This window comes from Rhizorhapis sp. (assembly GCF_035276005.1).
Classification (GTDB): Bacteria; Pseudomonadota; Alphaproteobacteria; order Sphingomonadales; family Sphingomonadaceae; genus Rhizorhapis.
On the sequence record NZ_DATEMB010000040.1, the window covers coordinates 1 to 16636 of the forward strand.

Below are 16636 nucleotides of genomic sequence, written 5' to 3' on the forward strand. Positions count from 1 at the left end.
ATCTGCAAATTCGAGGGCAAGGCGATGGTTGGCGGCAAATTGATGGCCGAAGCGCAATGCACCGCCATGATTGCGGACCCACCCGCCTGAAGGTGATTTTGGGTTGTTATTGACCTTCCCCGATCCCTCCCGCTTGCGGGAGGGATCGGGGAAGGGGCTGTAATCACGGCGGAGGGACATGCCCTCCCCTAACCCCTCCCGCAAGCGGGAGGGGAATGACAGCCCTCCTCACTCCCAACCCGCCGCTTGCCTTTCGCGCCAAATAGCGGTAGGGGCCGCTCTTCGCCGAATTTACCGCATCCTCAGGCTGGTCGGAAACCAGCCGCTCATGGAGCAGAGTGACATGAAACAAGACACGCATCCCGATTATCACTTCATCACCGTCCAGATGACCGACGGCACCTCTTTCAAGACGCGCTCCACCTGGGGCAAGGAAGGGGACACGCTGGCGCTCGATATCGATCCGACGTCGCACCCGGCCTGGACCGGAGGCAATCAGCGCCTGTTGGACGCTGGCGGCCAGGTGGCCCGCTTCAACAAGCGTTTTGGCGGTCTTACCCTCAAGAAGGGCTGAGCTGTCTCAGATTGCGAATGAAAAGGGCGCCACTGGCGCCCTTTTTTGTGGAATCGAAAGGGCTCGTTTCTTGATGCGGGAAAGCGCGCTATTGTAAAAAATAGAGCAAGCCCGTCCCATTTGGGGTAACATGAAGCCAGAATGATCTCGGCTCCCGGCGGCCTGTCACCGGGGCAGGAGCTGGCATGGAGACCCGCAGCAAGGCAGCAGGTCCCGATAGACGAACGTCAGGCGGCACCGGCTGGAAGGTCCCGCTGCCGGTTTTGAGTGCCGTTCAGTTCCTCTTGACCGGGCTACTGGCGGCCATGCCCGCTCCGCTATGGGCGGATCCCTATTCCGACGCCAGGGCGGCTCAAGCGAGGGGCGACTATTCCTCGGCAGCGCGCATTTACAGAGCTCTTGCCGGTCAGGGGAATGTGGGGGCCCTTACGCAGTTGGGAATCCTCTACCGCACGGGACGCGGCGTGCCTCGCGACTATGATGAAGCTGCGAAGCTGCTTCGCCGAGCGGCGGCTCTGGGCTCCTCCAACGCGCAATATCATCTGGGTGACCTGTACTTGCGCGGGCTGGGGGTGGAGCAGGACCTGCTGGAGGCTGCGCGTTGGTACACGCGCGCAGCCGAGCAGGGGCATTCCGTGGCCCAATATGGCCTCGGTATCCTCTACAAATTGGGGGGAGGCGTCCGGCAAAGCTCTACAAGGGCGATGAAGTGGTTCAGCCGCTCGGCCGCGCAGGGCGTCCCCGAGGCCCAATATGAGTTGGGCATGCTCTATTTTTCAGGCACTGGCGTCAGCCGCAACTATGTGGAGGCCTATAAATGGATTTCGCTCGCCCGCAGCGGTGCACGCAGTAGCCGCACGAGGGCCGTTGCCGCCGAAGCCATGCTTCGCCTGGAAGGCAGAATGTCGCCCCAGCAGATCAGCCAGGCGCGGGATCAAGCCCGTAGCTGGCGGACTGCAAGCGAGGGAGGGGGAGCATGATCAGGCGGCTTTTGACCGGCTACTGGATGGTGGTCATCGCGGGACTGGCAAGCCTCGCCATCACGATTGCGGTGTGGCAATGGCTCGCGCGCGAGCAGCAGACCTCATTGGCGACATCCTTCGCGCTGGAATCCGAACAACGCGCTGAGGCGATGAAGCGGCAATTCGATTCGGAAACAAGCCTGATCGATGCGATCAGTGCCTATTATAATGCGGCGCCAAGCGTCAGCCGGCAGGAATTCAGCGCCTTTACCAGCGTGCTGCTGGCAGATGTGTCCAGCATTGACTCGGTGCAGTTTCTGGGCGCCGACAAGGGAGATAGCTTCATCGCGGAATTCACCGAAGTTCCCGAAGGAGCGCCGCCCGTGGAGCTTGGTCGTGATTGGGGGGACCATCCTGCCGCGCGCACGGCGCTGATAGAAGCACGTGATAGCGGGCAGGAGAGCGCGGCGGCCTATGTTCCGCCGCAAGGCGAGCCGCATATCGCCGTCTTTGCCCCCGTCTACCGCCAGGCCAGCGACAGCATGACGATGAGCATGGAAGAACGCCGGGCCTCACTTCGGGGCTTTATCGCCGCGACTGTCCGGATAGTTGATGTGATCCAGGACGCGATGGACCTGATGCCCAGCAGCGGGGTCGATGTCTACCTGCTGGATGCCAGTGCACCGGCAGAACGGCGGGTCGTGTTTTCCTTGCTGTCGCCTGAAAGTGTCCGCCGTTCCGATGGGAAACGGAATCTGCCGGGCGCTGCGGTGGAGGCGGAACTCTATCATTCCAGTTCGCTGGTGGTCGGCCGCAAGGTCTTTACGCTCTATGTCGCCGCGACCGATGAATATGATGCGAGGCGCACAGATGTCGCCGGGCCGATGATCGCGCTGGTGGGCGGCCTTGGAGTGACGCTGCTCCTGATGGTCTACCTGGTTTCCCTTGCCAATCGCCGGCAGAAGACCGAGCGCATCGTTCAGGAGCGGACGGCCGAGCTGCGGCAGCTAAACCAGGAGCTGGAGGAACGCACGCTGCAACTGGAAATCTCCGAACGTGAACTGAGAGGGGCAAAGGAGAAGGCGGAAGAAGCGACCCGCGCGAAAAGCCAGTTCCTTGCCAATATGAGCCATGAGATCCGCACCCCGATGAACGGAGTGATCGGGGCGTCGGACCTGCTTGGCGAGACGGAGCTGACCCCGGCGCAACGCGAATATCTTCAGATGATCAGCCAGTCGGCGGAATCCCTCCTTCACCTTATCAACGACATCCTTGATTTTTCCAAGATCGAGGCGGGGCGGCTGGAGCTGGAAAATGCCCCCTTCCATCTGCGCGATGAACTCGCCGACACCATGCAGGCCTTTGCAGGCCGGGCAACGGAAAAGGGGCTGGAACTTGCCTGCCATGTCGCGTTCGACGTGCCCGACAATCTGATGGGCGACCGGCACCGGTTGCGGCAGGTGTTGGTCAACCTCGTCGGCAACGCCCTTCGCTTTACCGAAAAGGGAGAGGTTTTACTGGACGTGCGGGCGATAAGGCGGGCCGGCCGTCATGTGGGGCTGGACTTTAGGGTCAGCGACACGGGAACCGGCATTGCGCTCGACAAGCAGAAGATGATCTTCGAAGCCTTTTCGCAAGCGGACGCCTCTTTCACGCGGCGCTACGGCGGCACCGGGCTAGGCCTTTCCATCGCCTCGCAACTGGTGATGCTGATGGGCGGCCGGCTGGAGGTTGAAAGCCAGGCCGGAAAAGGGAGTACATTCCGTTTCAGCCTGCCTTTTGAATTGGCCGAGCAAGTGGCGCCGAGTGAGCAGGCCCTGCAGCCAAGCCTGCATGGGTTGCCGGTGCTGGTGGTCGACGACAATGAGACAAACCGCCGCATTCTTGAAGAGATGCTGCGAGGCTGGGGCATGCGGCCGCATACCGCAGAGAGCGGTACACACGCGCTGGCGACCTTGCGGAGGATGGTCAGCGCAGGGCGGCCATATAAGCTGGTGCTGCTCGACATGATCATGCCGGTCATGGATGGGCTTGCCGTCGCGGATGCCATTCGCGGGGAGGCCGAACTGGGCAATCCCGGTATCATCATGCTCTCTTCCGCGCATAAGGACGATGTGGCCCGCCGTGCGGAAGCGATTGGCATCAACCATTTCCTGCTGAAGCCTGTACGCCAATCGGAATTGCTGGAGACCATTTTTGCCGTCCTGGGCGTTACTGCTGATGAAGCGGCGCTGCCTTCAGTGCCGGTTGAGCATGAAGTGAGGCCGCTCAAGGTCCTGGTGGCCGAGGACAATGCCGTGAACCAGCGCCTTGCACAGCGGCTTCTGGAGCGCCGGGGCCATGAGGCCACCATCGTGGGGGACGGTGCGGAGGCGGTGACGGCGCTGTCGAACGGATCGTTCGATCTCGTCCTGATGGACGTTCAGATGCCGAATATGGATGGCTTTCAGGCAACGGCCGCCATCCGGCAGAGGGAAAAGGAGACGGGACATCACATCCCGATCATCGCCATGACGGCCCATGCAATGCGCGGCGACAAGGAACGCTGCCTGGCGGCGGGGATGGATGGCTATGTTTCCAAGCCGCTCCGCTCTGAAGATTTTTACGCAGCGATTGAGAGCCACTGGGATGTGGCGGCGGCCGGAATTCAGGATGAAACACGGGGCAGGAAGGGGAAGAGCAGGAAAGGAGGGCTTGAGTCATGATCAAGCTTCTGGATTGGGAGCGAGCGCTCGAAAATGTCGACGGCAGCCAGGAACTGCTCCTGGAACTGGCGAAGCTGTTCATCGAGAGCTGCCCCGACATGATAAGCCAGATTCGCGATGCCATCATCATTGGCGATGCGCCCGCGCTGCATCGCGCAGCCCACAACATCAAGGGCTCGGCACGTATTTTCGCGGCCGGGGCAGTCGTGGACGATGCAATGCGTCTGGAAGCGATGGGCGCCGAGAATGATTTGAGCAAGGCCAGCGAATGTTTCGCGGCGCTGGAAAACAGCGTCTCGCAACTCTCTGCCGCTTTGGCCGAGCGGATCGGCCGTACCGGCGCGGGGGAGAAAAAGGGCCTTTAGATAGCAGCAACAAGGATTCTGCCATGGCGAGCAAGCACATCACTGTCCTTCTGGTGGAAGACAATCCCCTCTATGTCCGGCTGATCCAGCGCCTGCTCGGCCGTTCGGATCATCCGATATTCGATGTGCAGACCGCCGGCAATCTGGGGGACGCCATTGACCGGATCGGCAAAGGCGGCATTGACATCATCCTGCTTGACCTGATGTTGCCCGACAGTTCGGCGCTCGACACATTTTACCGCCTTCATCCTCATGCCCTTGACACGCCGATCATCATCCAGAGCGCAATGGACGACGTTACCCTTGCCAGCAAAGCCGTGGAAGGAGGAGCGCAAGACTATCTGCTCAAGGACTCGATCAACGGCGTGTCGCTGGTGCGGTCGATCCATTATGCCATGGAACGCAAGCATGCGCGGGGCGCGGAATGGTCATCCGCCATGCTGCACCTGGCACAGCAGCAGTTCCTGAAAGCAGCCTATATTGCCGGATTGGATGACAATATCCGGCAGCGGCTGCTGTTCCCGGAGCGTGCCCAGATCGCGGCGCTGCCGTTCAAGCGGGATGAGGGCGGCCATGTGGAGACGGTCTTTGCCTATCGGGTGCAGCATGTACTCACCATGGGACCGACCAAGGGAGGCATCCGCTATCATCCTGAAGTCAATCTTGGCGAAGTTGCCGCGCTTGCGATGTGGATGACGTGGAAATGCGCGCTCACCAAGCTGCCGTTCGGGGGCGCCAAAGGCGGTATTCGCGTGGACCCGGCAATGTTGAGCTGGGGCGAGATGGAACGACTGTCCCGGCGCTATACCTCTCAGTTCATCGACATTCTTGGGCCTGACAGGGACATTCCGGCACCCGATATGGGCACCGACGCGCAGGTCATGGCTTGGATCATGGACACCTATAGTGAGCATGTTGGCCACTCCGTGCCATCGGTGGTGACCGGCAAGCCCATTGTGCTTGGGGGATCGCAGGGGCGGCATGAGGCGACGGGGAGGGGGCTCGTCTATCTGATCGAGGATCTATGCGATCAGATGCACATCAACCTGCAGGGCGCGCGGGCAGTCGTCCAGGGGTTCGGCAATGTGGGCGCACATGCGGCGACTTTCCTGGCGGAAGCGGGGGCAAAGGTCATTGGCGTGAGCGATGTCAGCGCGGCTTTGTATGACGGGAACGGCCTGCCGGTTCAGAAGCTGAGAGAGTTTGCGTTCCAGAACCGGCTGCTCTGGAACTGCCCGATCGGAGAAAAAATCTCCCGGCAGGAGCTGCTTGAACTGGATTGCGAGATATTGGCGCCGTGCGCCCTTCAAAACCAGATCACAGCGGACAATGCCGGCAGGATCAGGTGCCAGATCCTAGCGGAAGGCGCGAACGGTCCCACGACGCTGGAAGCCGACGAGATATTGAAGGAGCGGGGCATCACCGTCCTTCCCGATATTTTGTCAAATGCGGGAGGCGTGATCGTTTCCTATTTCGAATGGGTGCAGGGCTTGCAGAACCTGATGTGGCCGATTGAAGAGATCAATGCGCGGATGCGGTCCATACTGACGGATGCGCTAGGCCGCACGCAGCGCAGAGCGTCCGCGGAAAAGGTGGACTTGCGCACCGCGGCAATGATCGAGGCGCTGAGCCGCGTGGGCGACGCCAATATGTTGCGCGGCATTTATCCGTAACCAGGGCGCGGGGTTTTGACCCTCTCAAAGGGCCGCGAGCAGTTCCGCGATCAGCGGATCGCTATACCAAGACGGATGAATCGCCCGGCGAACCTCAATTGCCACCAGATGGCCGCCAAAATCTATCCGCTTGATCCCGCCGAGCCTCATGAGCGCGCCTGCCGAGGATTCGAACATGCAGGCAAAGCCCTGCCCATTGCGCAGGCTGGTCAGCATCAGGCCGAAATTATCTGTCTCCGTGGCGACGGAGCAGCGCCCGAGACCGGCCAGTTCCATCGCCCTATCGATCAGCAATCGCAGCCGGTTATGAGGTCCTTGCCGGATGAGCGGAAAGTTCGAAAGATCGGCCGCCGTGACCTGCTCCTGCTGCGCAAGAATATGATCCTGCGCCACAAAGAAGGCCAGCGGTTCGTGCCACATCAGCACCGAATCCATGCCGGGGGGAGGCGCGAGGGTATAGAAAAAGCCGATGTCGACGGCACAATTTTGCATCTTCTCTTCAACGGCATCAGCCGTGAAGGTGTCGAGATCCAACTCGATGGCGATTTGCGGATGTTTGTCCTCAAATTGTCCGAGTGCTTCCTGAAAATAGCGCAGAATATCGCTATGGGCGGAGATGACGAGTTTCCTGCCTGTGGGCGCGAGTTCCGGCTCTTTCATCTCCGCGATCAGCCCGTCCCGCGCAGCCAATATCTTGGTGGCGTGAAGAAAAGCTCGCTCACCCTCTGGCGTCAAAATGGAGGCCCCACCGCGGACGCGCTTGAATAATTGATGTCCCAGCCGTTCTTCCAGTTGCCGTACATGATCGCTTATCGCAACCTGCGAAACGCCGAGCTGCCGGGCGCATGCACGGAAGCTTCCATGCTCCATGATCAGCGCGAAGACTTCGAGTTGGCGGAGAGTGATGCTGGCCATGACCTGGGTGCTAAGGCAAAATTTTCTCTCAGATAAATGAAAACTTCGGGATAAGCAAAAGCTTATCTCCTGCAGCGGCTGGCCTCGGCGAATGAAAGCTTGCGGCCATTTCTCCACCGTAAAAATGCGTAATTCCTGTGTGTCGAAAACCCTCTATTAAATTTTGTAGTAGAGTTTATTCATTACGCGATGGAGGGGGAGCTGATCCACGTTGCTTGCCTCTTGGGGGAGGCTGATGATCGATAAATACCGGGAACTTGATCTCAATCTGTTCATAGTTTTCGATGCCCTTCTCACCCATGGCAGCGTATCCCGAGCCGCGCGCGAGCTTGGCCGAAGTCAAAGCGCCATAAGCCATGCCCTGGGCCGTTTGCGGGCCTATTTTGGCGATGAACTCTTTGTGAAAACGCAGGAAGGCGTGATGCCGACCGAAAGGGCAACGGAATTGGCGGATGCCGTGCGAGCCTTTGTGGCTCATGCCGATTCAGCCTTGCTTCGGTCGGTCCCCTTCGTGCCGCAATCGAGCCAGCGTGCCATCAACCTTGGTCTGGGCGATACGGTGGAACTGACCATGCTGCCTTCGCTGCTGAGCGCTCTGCGTGCGGAGGCTCCAGGCTGCTCTATCGACAGCCGCTCCTACACACGGGAGGGAATGGAACAGGCACTTGCCAGTGGCACGGTCGATCTTGTTCTGGGCGTACCTGTGCCCCTTTCGGCCAATATCCTGCAGCAGAAACTCTGTGAGTTCCGCTTTTCTGTAATCGTAGCGCCCGACTGCCCTTTGCAGGGCTCTATCACGCCCCAGCAATTCAGCCGGCAGAGGGAGATAATTATCCTCCCCATGGCAACGGATCGTCACAGATTGGCTGAGGCTCTTGACGCTGCGGGAATAAGGCGGAACGTCGCGGTGAGGACCCACCACGCGCTTATTGTGCCACATCTGGTAGGGTCCAGCAGCGAATATATCGCCATTGTTCCCGAGCCCGTGGCGCAAGTCTATCAAGAGAGATTCAACCTGAAGATAGTGGAAACGGAATTCCAGCTTCCTTCATTTTCCGTTTGTCAATTTTTCCATCGGCGGGCGAAGACCGATCCCTTCAATATGTGGCTCCGCCGGCTGATCCAGCGCATATTTTCTCAGCAGGCCTATAGTCATCATGCCCAGTCGCGGGTCGAGCGGGGCGCCGGGGTGCCGTGCGTGGCTGATCTGTGAAGAGCTGCTTGGCCGCACAGCGATGCATGCATAAGCCTTATGCATCATTTAGGCATGCTTTTGCCGCCGAACGCCTTAATCTGCCTCAAGCAGGAACCGCTCGAGTGGGGTTTTGAGCGCCTGCTGGCGGGAAGGGCACTGGCCGCCCTTCCCGCCAATCTTTACCAAAGCAGGTTGGTGGTTTTTCAGGACTGGGAGTGAAGGGTGCTTGGCCTGGCGATCTCGCCCAGCGCTTCGCCTGCATGGGCCGGGCTGGCTCCAGATGCAAGATCGCTGATCGACACGATACCCACCAGCCTCTTGTCGCGGTTCACCACCGGCAAGCGCCGAACCTGTATGTCCGCCATATTGTCGAGCACATCGTCCACATCCTCGTCGTCGAAGCAGTAGCGGACTTCGTTGCTCATGACCTCCTGAACCGGCGTCGACGGGCCACGCCCTCGGGCGATGGCCCGGATCGCGATGTCGCGATCAGTGATCATGCCCACTAGGCGATCCTCCTTGGACACCGGTAAAATACCTGAATCGATGTCCGCCATCGTGGTAGCTGCTTCCTGGATGGGTTCGTCGGCATTTACCGTCCGGACATCGCGCGACATGCATTCCAAGATTTTCATCTGGCCTCTCCTTGTCCTGATGGTTCACTCGTAAGAAAGGATGCCCTTCGGACTAGTTCCATTGAAAGTGCGCCAAATGGCGCAAGGCCCCGACCTAATGTTCGGGTAGAGCCTGGCGGGCTATGCCCCATCCGGCAAGGGGGCGGCTGCGGGCGCGTTCGAGCAGAAGTTGCATGTCCCTGACCGTAAAGCGGGATGCTTTCTCAATATCGGCCAGTTCTTCCCAACTGAGGGGGGCGGCCACCGGCGCCTCATCCCGCGCCCGCACGGCATAGGGCATGATGGCGGTTGAACCTCGCTGATTGCGCAGCCAGTCGACGAAGATACGGCCCTTGCGCCGCGCCTTCGACATTGTGGCGGTGAAGCGGTCGGGTTCGGCTTCCGCCAAGGCCGTCGCAAAGCGGCGCGCAAAGTCGGTGACCAGCGGCCATTCGGCCTCTGGCGTCAGAGGCACGATGACATGCACGCCCTTGCCGCCAGTGAGCATCGGGAAGGTGACAAGGCCCATGTCGGAAAGATGCCGCCGCAAGTCCCTGGCAGCTTTTTTCACTATGTCGAAATCCAGTCCCTCATCAGGGTCCAGGTCGAACACCATACGGTCGGGCCGTTCGACATCGCTCGCAAGTGATCCCCATCCGTGAAACTCGATCGTTCCCATCTGGACACAGGCGGCGATCCCGTCCGCATCGCTGAGGCACAGATAGGGCTCTGTGCCGCCATCCTTTTCCTTGATGTCGACGTGATGGACATGCTTGCCAAAGCTTCCCGCGTCGTGCTTCTGGAAAAAGCATTTCTTCCCTCGCCCCTGTGGGCAGCGAACCAAGCTGATGGGCCGGTTGGCCATCCAGGGCAGCATGATGGCCGAAACCCCGGCATAATAATCGGCGAGCTCGCCCTTGGTTATGCCCGAGCCGGGAAAGATGATGCGATCCCGATTGCTGATCTTGACGCTGGAAATGGGCGGGTCAGCGACTAGGGCGGGCATTTCCGGCACGACCTCTTTTGCAGGCTTGTCACTTCGCAAGCCCAGGAAACTGCCGTGGCGGACGACACCATCGGCCGTAAATTCGGTGAAGGCGACTTCCGCCACCAGCTTGGGCTGTATCCAGCGGACATGCCGCCGTTCAGAAGCTGGCACGTCAAGAGCTGGCTTGTCACGCGCAAGCTTGTCCATCTTGTCGCGCAGGCCATTGAGCATCGCGGTGTCGAAGCCAGTGCCAACTCGTCCCTTGTAGTAGAGCTCCCCCCCATCATATTGCGCGAGCAAAAGGGAGGAAAAGGGCCGGGCTCTGGCTGAGCTAGGGGTCCAGCCGACGATGACGAATTCCTGCCGCAGCGTGCATTTGACCTTCAGCCAACTCATTGTCCGGCGGCTTGCATAAGGCGCATCGGCCCGCTTCGACACAATGCCTTCCTGTCCGGCCTCACACATGGCGCGGAGCAGTTTTTCTCCTTCGCCCACCACATGTTCGGCATGTTGGATCGCCGCGCCCCGGTTCGGGGGCAGGAGACCACGAAGCCTTTCCTTGCGGAGAATATTGGGCTGTCTGGTGAGATCCTCGCCGTCCATTTCCAGAAGGTCGAAAGCAAAAAAGGTTAGGCCCTTCGCTTTGTCCTTGAGAGCGGCCTGCAGCCCGGAAAAGTCGGTCTTGCCCTGATTATTGAGCCAGACCACCTCTCCATCGATGAGAGCGGAGCCAGCGTCGATATTCTTCGCTGCGGCGACGATCTCTGCAAACTTGTCCGACCAGTCAAGGCCCGACCGCGTGTAAGCCCGCACCTCCCCGCCGCCGATGGCGAGCAGGCAGCGGTATCCATCATATTTCAGTTCGTGCAGCCACTGGTTGCCTGGTGGGGCGTGGTCGACCAGCGTCGCAAGCTGGGGCGAACGGAATTTCGGAAGCTTCAACGCCCCTCGCTTTTGTGGTTTCGGCTTGGGAAGCGGCCGGGCTTTCATATTGCTCGCAATTTCCTGCATCGTCCGCCCGGTCTTGACGCTGGTGAGTGCACGGCCCGTCAGCAGGTCGCCTGAGCCTGCAAATTCGTCCTCCACCTTTCGCAGCAGCCAGTTCTCGCGCTTTTCGCGGGGTTTGCCCTTCAGACGGATGAGCAGCCATTCCCCTTTCATTCTCTCGCCATGCAGTATGAAATGCAGATGACCTTTCTGAAGGTCGCTGGCCTTCTTGCCCTTGACCGGCTCCCAGGTGCCGCGGTCCCAGAGCATGACCGTGCCGCCGCCATATTCCTTTTCCGGGATGATGCCCTCGAAGGTGGCATAATCAAGGGGATGGTCCTCGGTGCGTACCGCCAGCCGCTTGTCCGCAGGGTCCAGGCTTGGGCCGCGAGTCACCGCCCAGCTTTTGAGAACGCCGTCCATCTCAAGCCGCAGGTCCCAATGCAGGCGAGTGGCATCATGTTTTTGAACTATGAAGCTGTTGCCCTTGGCGGCCGCCCGCTTGCCGCGCGGTTCAGCGGTTTTGGTAAAGTCGCGCTTGGCATTGTACAGGGCAAGCGGATCTGCCGTCGTGGCCATGGATCATGCCCTCTTGCGAGCCTTGGGCGCAGGCTTGGCGGGGGATGCCTTTGTCTTGGGAGCCGCCTTGCGCGCTGCCGGTTTCTTGGGCGGAGCCGCTGCCTCGGGCTTTTCAATGGACCGCTTCAGCGCCGCCATCAGGTCAATGACATTGGAGCCACTCGGCCGAGCAGGCTCCTCCTCGGGCGTCACCTTGCCGCCCTTGGCCTTCAGCTTGCGGGCCACGAGATCTTTTAACGCATCGACATAGTGGTCCTGGAACGCATCAGGTTTGAAGGGCGCAGTTTTCTTCTGGATCAGCGCTTCGGCAAGTTCCAGCAGTTCCTCATCTGGCTTTATGTCGCCAATGTCGCGGAAATAGGACTGCGCCTTGTTGACCTCGTCGGCATAGCGCAGCGTCTCCAGCACCATGCCCCTGCCGCAAGGTTTGAGGCTCACCACATATTCGCGTCCGCGCAGGGTGAGCTGGCCGAGCCCCACCTTTTTGGCGCGCTTCAGCGCCTCGCGCAGGACGACAAAGGCTTCCTCTGCCAAGTCATCGGCCGGAACCACATAATAGGGCGTTTCATAATAGAGCACGTCGATCTCATCCAGGTCGACGAACTGCGTCAGTTCCAGCGTCTTCTTGCTTTCCAGCTTGACCGCTTCCACCTCTTCAGGATCGAGCAGCACATAGCTGCCCTTTTCATATTCGAAACCCTTCAGGATTTCGTCGGCGTCGACCGGGCCGATGCCCGGTACCACCTTTTCATATTTGATGGGTTTGCCGGAAGGTTCGTGGATTTGCCGGAAGCTGATCTTCGCACCGCTCTTGGTGGCGGAATAAACCTCGACGGCGATGGAGACCAGGGCCAGCCTGATCTGTCCCTGCCAATATGCCCGTGCGGCCATTTGCTGTGCTCCTGCAAAATCGAAGAATTTAATCCTCGACCCGCTCCGGTTTGCCCTTTTGCTTGGTGGACGCCATTTTCTTGAGTTCCTTCTCGCTCATCGACTCGTACATCGATTTGGAAGCGCCCTTGAGCTCGCCCTTCTTCTTCTCGCCACGCTTGGCGGACAGGGCAGCTCCGGCAGCCATTTGCTGCGCCTTCGACTTGGCTGGCATGTTGCTTCTCCTTTACCGTGAAAGCTTACGGATCAGATAAGCAATCAAAGCCGCATTCAGCCCGAGGTTCCATAGGAAGGGAGCCGGATTGGCGCAGGGCCGTTTTGTCAACATGGCATATTGCGGACCAGGCCGACGAGCTGAACTCTGGCCGGTCCGCTGACCGGAGAGGATGCGTGGACGGGAAGAGGGAAAATTGGGAAGCGCTACGAGGCGAGGCCGCCCATTGCACGCGCTGCCATCTCTATCGCCATGCGACACAGACGGTCTTTGGCGAGGGGCCGCTGAATGCGCCGTTGCTGTTTGTGGGCGAGCAGCCGGGCGACCAGGAGGATCTGGCCGGAAAGCCCTTTGTCGGACCAGCGGGCGGAATTTTCGACCGGGCCCTATCCGAGGCAGGTATCGACCGCTCCCGCGTCTATGTGACCAATGCCGTCAAGCACTTCAAATTCATCCAGCGCGGGAAACGGAGGCTGCATTCGAAACCCGACGCCGGGGAGATCGAGGCATGCCGTTTCTGGCTGGACCGGGAGCGGGCGCTCCTGCGGCCCGCGGTATCGATTGCCCTCGGCGCGACGGCGGCTCGCGCGCTTCTGGGTAAAGTGGTCACCATCGGCCGGGTGCGGGGGACACCGCTGGAACTTGCCGATGGCGGTCTGCTGTGGGTTACCGTTCATCCGAGCTTTCTGCTGCGTATCCGCGATCGGGAGGATGCACGGCAGGAATATGGCCGCTTCGTCGGGGATCTGCGCAATGTGGCGCACCTCGCCAGCGAAGTGGCGGGAGGCCGATCCTGACCGGAATGCTCTGCTTTTCCGACGATCGCATGCCGGGGATCACCCGGCGGCGCGCGGGGCGTGGCTGGAGCTATTGGGATCATGCGGGAAATCGTATCAGCGACCGGGATGAGATTGACCGCCTGAACCGTGTCGGCCTGCCCCCCGCCTATCGGCGCGCCTGGTTCTGCGCCGACGCCAATGGCCATATCCAGGCGATCGGATATGACGACAAGGGGCGTAAGCAATATCGCTATCACCCCGATTTCCGGGCGCAGCAGGAGGCGGACAAGTTCGGGCGCTGCGCCGCTTTCGGCCAAGCGCTTCCCCGGCTGAGGCGCAGGGTCGAAAGGGACCTGAAGCGCCCCGGCATGGACCGGCAGAAGCTGGCTGCAGCGGTCGTGAGACTGCTGGACGAAAGCGGCATCCGCGTGGGGAATGAAAGCTACACCAAGGAAAGCGGGACCTTCGGCGCAACCACGCTTCGAACGCGCCACGTCCGGATCGATGGGTCGACCATCCGCCTTCGCTTTGTGGGCAAGTCAGGCCGAAAGCATGAGATCGACATCAATGACCGGACGCTGGCCCGTATAGTCCGGCGCTGCCAGGACCTGCCGGGTCAGCATCTCTTTGCCTGTCAGGATGATAGTGGCCAAGTGCGTCCGATAAGCTCCACCGACGTCAACGACTATATCCGCTCGGCCATGGGTGCAGGTTTTTCCGCCAAGCATTTCCGTACCTGGACCGCCAGCGTGATAGCCTATGCCAAGCTCGCAGCGGCGGGAGAAGGGCGCGTGCCGCTGAAGACCCTGCTGGAGCCGGTGGCCGATGCACTTGGGAATACGCCTCCGATCGCGAAGAAGTCTTATGTGCATCCGCGCATCCTGGAGGCTGCGGCGATGCGGCAGGGGCGGCCCGTGGTGCCGCGCCTGCGCGATACGAAATATCTGAGCTCAATCGAACGCGGCTTGATCGCCTTTCTGGAGCTTTTCGAAGCTTGTCCCTCGGAAAGCCCCACTTGACGCACTCAGGGCCTTGGCCGGAACGAAGCCATAGAGGAGCCGTTGGTTCGCCAGAAGGAGCGATCTCATGAGCCAGACTCAACCCATGATTCATGAAGACGGTTTGCCCGGCGAGGAAGGGAAACTCGATCCCAAGCCTGAGTGGCAGCCCCGCTATCCGGGGTCTGGGCGGCTGCAAGGCAAGGTGGCGGTTGTCACCGGCGGCGACAGTGGCATAGGCCGCGCCGTAGCCGCACTGTTCGCTCGCGAAGGCGCGGATGTCGCGATCATCTATCTGTGCGAACATGCCGATGCGCGGGAAACCTGCCGCATCATCGAAGAAGAAGGCCACAGGGCCGTTGCCATTGCAGGCGATATCGGAAGCAAGGCCTTCTGCAAGGCGGCGATTGAAGAAACCATAAAGGAACTCGGCCGCCTCGACATTCTGGTGAACAACGCGGGCGAGCAGCACCCCGACGAGGACATCCGCGACATCACCGAGGAACAACTCCGCCGGACATTCCAGACCAACATCTTCGGGATGTTCTTCATGGTGCAAGCCGCCCTTGACCATCTGAGCAGCGGGTCCGCCATCATCAACTGCACCTCCGTAACCATGTACAAGGGATCGGGCGGGCTTCTGGATTATTCCTCAACCAAGGGCGCGATCACCGCCTTCACCCGGTCTCTCTCCGAAAATCTGGTGAAGAAGGGCATCCGGGTAAATGGCGTGGCGCCGGGCCCGATCTGGACGCCGCTCAATCCCTGCGGCGGCTCGCCGCCGGAAAAAGTGGAGCATTTCGGCGAAGGCACTCCGATGGGCCGCCCTGGGCAGCCCAATGAGGTCGCGCCGAGCTTCCTGTTCCTGGCGTGCGAGGATTCACGCTATATGAGCGGGCAGATACTGCATCCCAACGGCGGAGAGATTGTGGGCGGATAGGATCAGGCGGTTTCAAGGGCGGCATTGCTGGCGGGCGTCAGAACCGGCGGCAGCTTTGCGCCGCTGAACCGCCTTTTCGCCCAGCCGTTGATCGGAGCTTCGAAATAGCGGTAGGAAAAATGGGCTGCTGCCAATGTCACCGGAAGCGTGATGAGCAGACCCAGCGCGAAGACCGGCCTGTCGGTGCCATATCCCTGCGCCTGGAGAATGCTCCCCCAGCCGATCATGATCGGCAGATGCAGTATATAGAAGCCGTAAGAGCTCTCACCCATGGCCACGAAAGGCCGCCAAGCCATTAGCGCCCGCAGCTTAGCGAGCAGCGGCCAGCCCTGAAGCGAGCAGATGAGAATGGTTGCGGCCCAGACGGCGATCGGCAGGGCAAAAAGAATTTGGCCGCTGCGCGCGGCGAGCAGCACCAATATGGCGGCGATGGCCAGCAATATCTGCGGCCTTTCCGTCAGCTTCGGCAGATAGAGGGCCGTGAGCATCCCCAACAGGAAATAGACGAGAGTGATGGGAAGGAAGGAGGGCACCTGCGGGAAATAGGGTGTGAATAGCTGTTTTCCGATCAGCGCCAGCAGGACCAATCCGCCAAAGGCGAGCGGCCAGCGTAGCGGTTCCTTCAGCAGCATCAGCAACAGCGGTGCGGCGAGATAGAATTGCATCTCAAGCGACAGGCTCCACGCCGGGCCGTTGAAACTCAGGGCCGAACCGTAAAGGACCGGATCGGGAACGGCCCCATGCATGAGGGTCAGATGCCCCAGAAAATGAGGCCAGAACGCCTCTGTCTCACCCTCTGTGCGGACGGCGATGCGGGCTATGTCCTTGGGATCGGCCCAACCCAATGATTGCAAAAGGTCGGGATAGGCCCAGGACGTCAAAAGCCCCAGCAGCAGCCCGACAAGATAGATGGGATAGATGCGGAAGAAGCGCCGCGCCATATATTGGCCATAGGTCTGCGGCGTCGCGAGCAATGAAGTTGCAATGGCAAAGCCGCTCAGGATCATGAAGACGCTGACCGCCATACTGCCGTTGGAAAGGAGCCCGGCGACACCCGATTTCCCGATCCCAAGCAGGAACATGAAATGGGTGAGGTAAACCCAAAGCGCCATGAAGCCGCGCAGGCTGTCGAGCTCGATCAGCTTGCCCATGGTCGGGCGGTTTTCGGCCATGTTCGCTGTGTCTCCCTGAACTGGCGGGGAGGTTAGCGAAACGCTTCACAAGGCTTCAACTATGTCCTTGTCATAGAACGTGAAA

General features: G+C 60.2%; 14 protein-coding genes and 1 pseudogene. 9 read left to right on the forward strand and 6 right to left on the reverse strand.

Annotation, left to right across the window (positions count from 1 at the left end):
* Positions 1 to 343 precede the first annotated feature (343 nt).
* The 5 genes from rpmE (at position 344) to VJS46_RS09345 (ending at position 6279) form a co-directional block, all read left to right on the forward strand.
* The gene (gene rpmE, locus VJS46_RS09325; RefSeq protein ID WP_324059756.1) at positions 344 to 574 is read left to right on the forward strand and encodes a 50S ribosomal protein L31; all 231 of its coding nucleotides are present in this window, start codon (positions 344 to 346) and stop codon (positions 572 to 574) included.
* 185 nt (positions 575 to 759) lie between these two features.
* A complete protein-coding gene (locus VJS46_RS09330) occupies positions 760 to 1554 on the forward strand; it encodes a tetratricopeptide repeat protein (RefSeq protein WP_324059757.1) in 795 nt (264 codons plus the stop codon).
* Positions 1551 to 4241: a response regulator gene (locus VJS46_RS09335; protein WP_324059758.1), complete on the forward strand. Its 2691-nt coding sequence runs from the start codon at positions 1551 to 1553 to the stop codon at positions 4239 to 4241. The genes VJS46_RS09330 and VJS46_RS09335 overlap by 4 nt, the downstream gene beginning before the upstream one ends.
* The gene (locus VJS46_RS09340; RefSeq protein WP_324059759.1) at positions 4238 to 4606 is read left to right on the forward strand and encodes an Hpt domain-containing protein; all 369 of its coding nucleotides are present in this window, start codon (positions 4238 to 4240) and stop codon (positions 4604 to 4606) included. Before VJS46_RS09335 ends, VJS46_RS09340 begins: the two co-directional genes overlap by 4 nt.
* Positions 4607 to 4629: 23 nt before the next feature.
* A complete protein-coding gene (locus tag VJS46_RS09345) occupies positions 4630 to 6279 on the forward strand; it encodes a Glu/Leu/Phe/Val dehydrogenase dimerization domain-containing protein (RefSeq protein ID WP_324059760.1) in 1650 nt (549 codons plus the stop codon).
* A gap of 24 nt (positions 6280 to 6303) precedes the next feature.
* On the opposite strand, the gene VJS46_RS09350 is transcribed toward VJS46_RS09345, so the two are convergent.
* Positions 6304 to 7194, reverse strand: a complete 891-nt coding sequence (locus tag VJS46_RS09350; protein ID WP_324059761.1) for a LysR family transcriptional regulator — start codon at positions 7192 to 7194, stop codon at positions 6304 to 6306.
* Positions 7195 to 7429: 235 nt separating this feature from the next.
* Between VJS46_RS09350 and VJS46_RS09355 the strand changes: the two genes are divergently transcribed.
* Positions 7430 to 8407 carry a LysR family transcriptional regulator gene (locus VJS46_RS09355; protein ID WP_324059762.1) on the forward strand — a complete coding sequence of 326 codons (978 nt, stop codon included), beginning with the start codon at positions 7430 to 7432 and terminating at the stop codon, positions 8405 to 8407.
* A gap of 185 nt (positions 8408 to 8592) precedes the next feature.
* Here the strand turns inward: VJS46_RS09355 and VJS46_RS09360 are convergent, their stop codons facing one another.
* The 4 genes from VJS46_RS09360 to VJS46_RS09375 all read right to left on the reverse strand — a co-directional run bounded on the left by VJS46_RS09360 (position 8593) and on the right by VJS46_RS09375 (position 12662).
* Positions 8593 to 9024: a CBS domain-containing protein gene (locus VJS46_RS09360; RefSeq protein ID WP_324059763.1), complete on the reverse strand. Its 432-nt coding sequence runs from the start codon at positions 9022 to 9024 to the stop codon at positions 8593 to 8595.
* Between the two features lie 94 nt (positions 9025 to 9118).
* On the reverse strand, positions 9119 to 11557 hold the full coding sequence (gene ligD, locus VJS46_RS09365; protein ID WP_324059764.1) for a DNA ligase D: 2439 nt from the start codon (positions 11555 to 11557) through the stop codon (positions 9119 to 9121).
* Positions 11558 to 11560: 3 nt separating this feature from the next.
* On the reverse strand, positions 11561 to 12448 hold the full coding sequence (locus VJS46_RS09370; RefSeq protein WP_324059765.1) for a Ku protein: 888 nt from the start codon (positions 12446 to 12448) through the stop codon (positions 11561 to 11563).
* Between the two features lie 28 nt (positions 12449 to 12476).
* Complete coding sequence (locus VJS46_RS09375) at positions 12477 to 12662, reverse strand: DUF3008 family protein (protein WP_324059766.1); 186 nt, start codon at positions 12660 to 12662, stop codon at positions 12477 to 12479.
* Positions 12663 to 12799: 137 nt separating this feature from the next.
* Between VJS46_RS09375 and VJS46_RS09380 the strand changes: the two are divergent.
* The 3 genes and pseudogenes from VJS46_RS09380 to VJS46_RS09390 form a co-directional block, all read left to right on the forward strand.
* Positions 12800 to 13459 (forward strand): annotated as a pseudogene (locus tag VJS46_RS09380) (UdgX family uracil-DNA binding protein); the annotation flags it as partial.
* 29 nt (positions 13460 to 13488) lie between these two features.
* On the forward strand, positions 13489 to 14460 hold the full coding sequence (locus VJS46_RS09385; RefSeq protein WP_324059768.1) for a DNA topoisomerase IB: 972 nt from the start codon (positions 13489 to 13491) through the stop codon (positions 14458 to 14460).
* A gap of 67 nt (positions 14461 to 14527) precedes the next feature.
* The gene (locus VJS46_RS09390) at positions 14528 to 15379 is read left to right on the forward strand and encodes an SDR family oxidoreductase (protein WP_324059769.1); all 852 of its coding nucleotides are present in this window, start codon (positions 14528 to 14530) and stop codon (positions 15377 to 15379) included.
* Positions 15380 to 15381: 2 nt separating this feature from the next.
* Here the strand turns inward: VJS46_RS09390 and VJS46_RS09395 are convergent, their stop codons facing one another.
* The gene (locus VJS46_RS09395; protein WP_324059770.1) at positions 15382 to 16551 is read right to left on the reverse strand and encodes an acyltransferase; all 1170 of its coding nucleotides are present in this window, start codon (positions 16549 to 16551) and stop codon (positions 15382 to 15384) included.
* Positions 16552 to 16636 lie beyond the last annotated feature (85 nt).